Consider the following 6166-nt stretch of genomic DNA (forward strand, 5'->3'; position numbering starts at 1 on the left):
AATGACAAAATTAACCACCCCTTCCGTATTGGCTTTTGAATCTAAACTTGCGTGTTCAGATGCCGTTATGTTTTCTGGTAACTGGCAAGATCGCGCTGAAAAAAGTGGCTGGACTGCAATTCAGGTAACAGAAAAATCCGTACGTGGCACCATTTCAAACCGCTTGAAAGGGGCGAAAGCCAGTAAAATCGATGCTGAAGTAGAAAAAGCAAACCTACAAACTGTCGATAACGCCGCGTTACCATTTGATGCCGACACACTGAAAGTCATTTTCACATTGCGTGTATTAGGCGACTTAGCTGTGCCATCAACCTGTAATAACCCTGAATATCAGTCTGCTTTAGCGGATAAGATCTCTAGTTATGTTCAAGCAAATGGTTTTAAAGAACTGGCGAAGCGTTACGCTACCAACTTAGCGAATGGGCGTTTCTTGTGGCGTAACCGTGTAGGTGCAGAGCAAATTGAAGTGCGTATCAGCCATGGTGAACAGCAGTGGACATTCGATGCACAAGATCTTTGCTTGAAATCTTTTGAGCATAATAACGATAAATTAGATCAAATATCATCTGTTATTCAGCTCGGACTTTTAGGTGAAAAAGCAACACTGTTGACAGTTGAAGCCTATGTTCAACTTGGTGAAGCGCAAACTGTTTTTCCATCACAAGAATTGGTAATGAACTCTGGCGATAAGAAGAGTAAGTTCCTTTATCAGCTTGGCGGCCAAGCAGCCATGCATTCTCAAAAAATTGGTAATGCTTTGCGCACTATTGATACTTGGTACCCACAAAGTGACGAGTTTGGCCCAATTGCCATTGAACCGTATGGCAGTGTGACCAATCGTGGGGTTGCTTATCGTAAACCTAAAGACAAAACGGACTTCTATAACATTCTTGATAGCTGGATGCTGAAAGATAAAACCCCAGATCTTAATGAGCAACATTACCTAATGGCGATGTTGGTTCGCGGTGGCGTATTCGGAGAGTAACTATGGATTACTATCTTGATATTCAAGTAGAGCCGGATCTCGAAATTACGGCGCCTGCGTTGTTGAATAATCTATTTGCTAAGTTTCATCGCGTAATGGCTCAAACTTGCAAAGGGCAGGTTGCAGTAAGCTTTCCCAAGTATGGTCGAGTGCTAGGTGATGTACTGCGTTTACATGGATCTAAGCCTGCTATTGAGTTAGTTATGGATCAACCTTGGCTAAAAGGGTTGAGAGATTACACTCAAGTTGGCGATGTGTTGCCCGTTCCATCCGATCTAATCGGTTATCGCACCGTTTCTCGGGTGCAAAAGAAAAGCCCACAAAATTTGCGCAAGCGATCCATTGCAAAAGGTTGGTTAACAGAGGAAGAAGCAAGACACCAAATTCCTGATACTAAACAATCACAGTTGGATTTACCGTATTTGCAATTGCAAAGTCTTTCAAATAAAAATGTACTGCGTATTTATGTGAAGCATGGTGATATCACCCAACAAGCCGTAAGCGGTGAATACTCTAGCTACGGTTTTAGTTCACAAGCAACTGTTCCCTGGTTCTAGCTTTTTGACCCTATTTTTTCTTCTGTCCATAACTCATTGATTTTTAAATGGTGATTAGGGTAGTTAAAAAATAGGGTTTTTCTCGTTTATTTCCCCCAAGCTCTTTAACAATCAAGCCTTCAGCGATAAAATTAACACTTCACTGCCGAACAGGCAGCTTAGAAAGCATATCAAGCCGCGCACCATTGAGGTTTACACTTCACTGCCGAACAGGCAGCTTAGAAAACAACAGTTAAATTACTACCGCATATCAAGCCCTTCACTGCCGAACAGGCAGCTTAGAAATTGATAGGCATCGATACCCCATGCACGAGTAACTTCACTGCCGAACAGGCAGCTTAGAAAGAGAGTTTGTACCATTTAACTACATTGACCATCTTCACTGCCGAACAGGCAGCTTAGAAAAAAACCGCAAGGTGTACGATTCAATGGTTTTCCTTCACTGCCGAACAGGCAGCTTAGAAACGTAATGGTTGAATTCGCACCGCTATAATTCACTTCACTGCCGAACAGGCAGCTTAGAAAGAACACATCCGCAGCGGCTAACCGTTGTTTACCTTCACTGCCGAACAGGCAGCTTAGAAATGATAACTTTTTAAATTCACCCGTAATAGTTGCTTCACTGCCGAACAGGCAGCTTAGAAATATCGCAAATTATACCCGTAGTATAACGTCATCTTCACTGCCGAACAGGCAGCTTAGAAATGTCATGACGGGTTTAGTTTCATCGGGTAACGCTTCACTGCCGAACAGGCAGCTTAGAAAGTGAGGAAGCTTTAATTACTCGCCGAGCTAAGCTTCACTGCCGAACAGGCAGCTTAGAAACATCGCATCAGCACATTGCTTGATAATGTCGGCTTCACTGCCGAACAGGCAGCTTAGAAATTAATCCTTACGATGTCTATACATTTGATGCCCTTCACTGCCGAACAGGCAGCTTAGAAAGATAGGCGCGTTATTTGCCGAAGCGGGTATCCCTTCACTGCCGAACAGGCAGCTTAGAAAATCGCGCTTGAAGGGTGGTATCCGTTAGTGCACTTCACTGCCGAACAGGCAGCTTAGAAAGAAGCGTATAAAAATTTAGCGGATATATTCGCCTTCACTGCCGAACAGGCAGCTTAGAAACATTGCCTGAATATCATCAGGTATTACACCGACTTCACTGCCGAACAGGCAGCTTAGAAATGTCATGACGGGTTTAGTTTCATCGGGTAACGCTTCACTGCCGAACAGGCAGCTTAGAAATCGATATCAAAACCTAAATCAGCACCAAGCTTCTTCACTGCCGAACAGGCAGCTTAGAAATCTGACGAGAATCGACCAAAGACGGGTAATGTCTTCACTGCCGAACAGGCAGCTTAGAAAACCAGTTAAATCGGTAATATCTGGGCCACCCACTTCACTGCCGAACAGGCAGCTTAGAAATGAGAGCCATTATTTAAGGGATGCATTACACGCTTCACTGCCGAACAGGCAGCTTAGAAAACGCGCTTAGAGAATGGAATAAGATTAAGTACCTTCACTGCCGAACAGGCAGCTTAGAAATGACACCACGTTGGGACGTGACTGCTGAAGATCTTCACTGCCGAACAGGCAGCTTAGAAAACGGAGTTGATGATGCTGCGTGCAGACCTGCGCTTCACTGCCGAACAGGCAGCTTAGAAATCAGCAGTGCACCTAACAGAATTAAACTAGCTCTTCACTGCCGAACAGGCAGCTTAGAAATGACGTTTGCTGAACCTGTACCGAAGCGTGAACTTCACTGCCGAACAGGCAGCTTAGAAATGAAACACTCATAGAACGAACCATTGTTACGTCTTCACTGCCGAACAGGCAGCTTAGAAATGAGCCACGACGCATTGCATCATAGACCACATCTTCACTGCCGAACAGGCAGCTTAGAAAGTTGGTAATTCCACTGACTGACACTGCGGTGTCTTCACTGCCGAACAGGCAGCTTAGAAAACAGCCGAACGGCGTGATTCAAACGTCTGGTTCTTCACTGCCGAACAGGCAGCTTAGAAAACCCTGCTAAAACGCAAGAGTGGTACGACAGACTTCACTGCCGAACAGGCAGCTTAGAAAAAGAAGAAATGAGCGCGTTTAGTGGTGAGGTTCTTCACTGCCGAACAGGCAGCTTAGAAAATACGCAAGGCTAACCCGTCAGCGGGTGCAACCTTCACTGCCGAACAGGCAGCTTAGAAATAAATCAACATTCATACACGGAATTAAGTTCACTTCACTGCCGAACAGGCAGCTTAGAAATGTATCAATCCACATGCAATTGTACAAATGTACTTCACTGCCGAACAGGCAGCTTAGAAATAGAACTAACCGTGGCAATGTATCATGAGATCCTTCACTGCCGAACAGGCAGCTTAGAAAAGCCACAGTAAGCGATGTTGCAGCCGCAATTGCTTCACTGCCGAACAGGCAGCTTAGAAATCATCGATAACTGTACCTGAGAAGTTTGAGTCCTTCACTGCCGAACAGGCAGCTTAGAAAACGCGAATCGTACCGTTGTTTGAAACAAGATACTTCACTGCCGAACAGGCAGCTTAGAAAAAGATATCGACGTTCGTAACGCGTAACTCCGACTTCACTGCCGAACAGGCAGCTTAGAAAAAAGAACGATTTATTAAACGGACAGATAACGACTTCACTGCCGAACAGGCAGCTTAGAAATAGATGCACGATACGTATTGTCAGCTTCGACACTTCACTGCCGAACAGGCAGCTTAGAAATAAACGATTCGCCCACGCAGCGCAACGGCGGTCTTCACTGCCGAACAGGCAGCTTAGAAAATAATCTCATCTTTAACTGGCACTACCGTATTCTTCACTGCCGAACAGGCAGCTTAGAAATTAGAACTGAGTTTGTAGGTTGTAGGGCTTTCCTTCACTGCCGAACAGGCAGCTTAGAAATTTGAATTGGGCTGATAGAGGAAACGCGTACGCTTCACTGCCGAACAGGCAGCTTAGAAAATTGCCGGAAACAGTAGCCATTGCAGATAAATCTTCACTGCCGAACAGGCAGCTTAGAAAATGCTCAGTAAACGACTTTTTAAACACGCGACCTTCACTGCCGAACAGGCAGCTTAGAAAATGCACTGAGAATTTCCGCCATTGAGAATATTCTTCACTGCCGAACAGGCAGCTTAGAAAAGGATAACTTGGAGCGCCATTATTATTGCTCTCTTCACTGCCGAACAGGCAGCTTAGAAAAATTTGGAATTTGCGCAGAGTGGATTTCGGCCCTTCACTGCCGAACAGGCAGCTTAGAAAAGTTAGGAAGGCTGAACGTAGTCGAACCATCGCTTCACTGCCGAACAGGCAGCTTAGAAAACGATTTCTTTTAATAGCTCTGCAACACTGTCCTTCACTGCCGAACAGGCAGCTTAGAAAGTATTCACCACAGCTAAAATGACGAAACTTAACTTCACTGCCGAACAGGCAGCTTAGAAAGACCAATCGCTAGAATACAAAGTGACAATAACCTTCACTGCCGAACAGGCAGCTTAGAAATCTGACGGCGCACAAAGGATGAGAGTTAGAGACTTCACTGCCGAACAGGCAGCTTAGAAAACAAGCAAACAAAGGCTCAGAAAGAGTTTGATCTTCACTGCCGAACAGGCAGCTTAGAAAAAAAATACCAGCATCAGAAGAGCTACCAGAGACTTCACTGCCGAACAGGCAGCTTAGAAATTTATGCTGCTTGCGGGCGTCCTGAGTATCTTCTTCACTGCCGAACAGGCAGCTTAGAAATAATATTCCATTCAGCATTCTTGTTCCATCCGCTTCACTGCCGAACAGGCAGCTTAGAAAAGTCTCTGGATTAATTCGAGAATCCCGAAAACCTTCACTGCCGAACAGGCAGCTTAGAAAAGTACGCCCGAACTTAATCGGACGTTTACCAGCTTCACTGCCGAACAGGCAGCTTAGAAAAGGGATGCTACTTCACCGTAGATGTTATCTAGCTTCACTGCCGAACAGGCAGCTTAGAAATTTGCGTTAGTTGGTAATGAGTATCGCGTCACCTTCACTGCCGAACAGGCAGCTTAGAAATGCAAGCGGCTGTAAATTTTTTGCAGGTTACCCTTCACTGCCGAACAGGCAGCTTAGAAACAAACATCATCACGATAACCATAACGAACACGCTTCACTGCCGAACAGGCAGCTTAGAAAATTTCCTGCTGAGTAAGAGAAACATCCTTAAACTTCACTGCCGAACAGGCAGCTTAGAAAAAACTCAGGACGACGAGGCGTAACAAATACAACTTCACTGCCGAACAGGCAGCTTAGAAATTAGCGCTGTATCTGTGTTCGCATCGAATAGGCTTCACTGCCGAACAGGCAGCTTAGAAAACGGCAAGCAGCAAAAGTGATCTGCTCCAGTCAGACTGGACACCGCATTAAGCGACATATTGTTTTTCAAAGTTAACTGGGCTTAGATACCCAAGAGCACTGTGCCTTCTTGTTCGATTATAATCAACTTCGATATATTCAAAAAGTGCTTGGCGCATCTCTTCTCGCGTCATTATCGGCTCGTATTGGATGACTTCTACTTTCATTGAGTGGAAAAAGCTTTCAACACAGGCGTTATCCCAGCAATTTCCCTTCCTAC

3 protein-coding genes and 1 CRISPR repeat array are annotated in these 6166 nt (G+C 45.1%); of the genes, 2 read left to right on the plus strand and 1 reads right to left on the minus strand.

Annotated elements, in window-relative coordinates; genetic code table 11:
* Position 1: 1 nt before the first annotated feature.
* Positions 2-985 (plus strand): type I-F CRISPR-associated protein Csy3, encoded by a 984-nt coding sequence (gene csy3 / locus L4B77_RS09470; protein ID WP_429750042.1) that lies wholly within the window; start codon positions 2-4, stop codon positions 983-985.
* A 2-nt stretch (positions 986-987) separates the two neighbouring features.
* Positions 988-1542 (plus strand): type I-F CRISPR-associated endoribonuclease Cas6/Csy4, encoded by a 555-nt coding sequence (gene cas6f / locus L4B77_RS09475; RefSeq protein ID WP_429750044.1) that lies wholly within the window; start codon positions 988-990, stop codon positions 1540-1542.
* A 137-nt stretch (positions 1543-1679) separates the two neighbouring features.
* A CRISPR array of direct repeats spans positions 1680-5907; the repeat unit is 28 nt; unit sequence CTTCACTGCCGAACAGGCAGCTTAGAAA.
* 47 nt (positions 5908-5954) lie between these two features.
* Here the strand turns inward: cas6f and L4B77_RS09480 are convergent.
* Positions 5955-6166, minus strand: a 212-nt coding sequence (locus tag L4B77_RS09480) for an IS3 family transposase (protein ID WP_429750046.1), incomplete at its 5' end; no start/stop codon positions are given.

The sequence above is a fragment of the Vibrio minamisatsumaniensis genome (genome assembly GCF_050337445.1).
Taxonomy (GTDB): Bacteria; Pseudomonadota; Gammaproteobacteria; order Enterobacterales; family Vibrionaceae; genus Vibrio; species Vibrio artabrorum.

Bases quoted from the DNA above. Each gene is read 5' to 3' on its own strand.
- csy3 (WP_429750042.1), top strand. From the start codon at position 2: ATGACAAAATTAACCACCCCTTCCGTATTGGCTTTTGAATCTAAACTT.
- cas6f (WP_429750044.1), top strand. From the start codon at position 988: ATGGATTACTATCTTGATATTCAAGTAGAGCCGGATCTCGAAATTACG.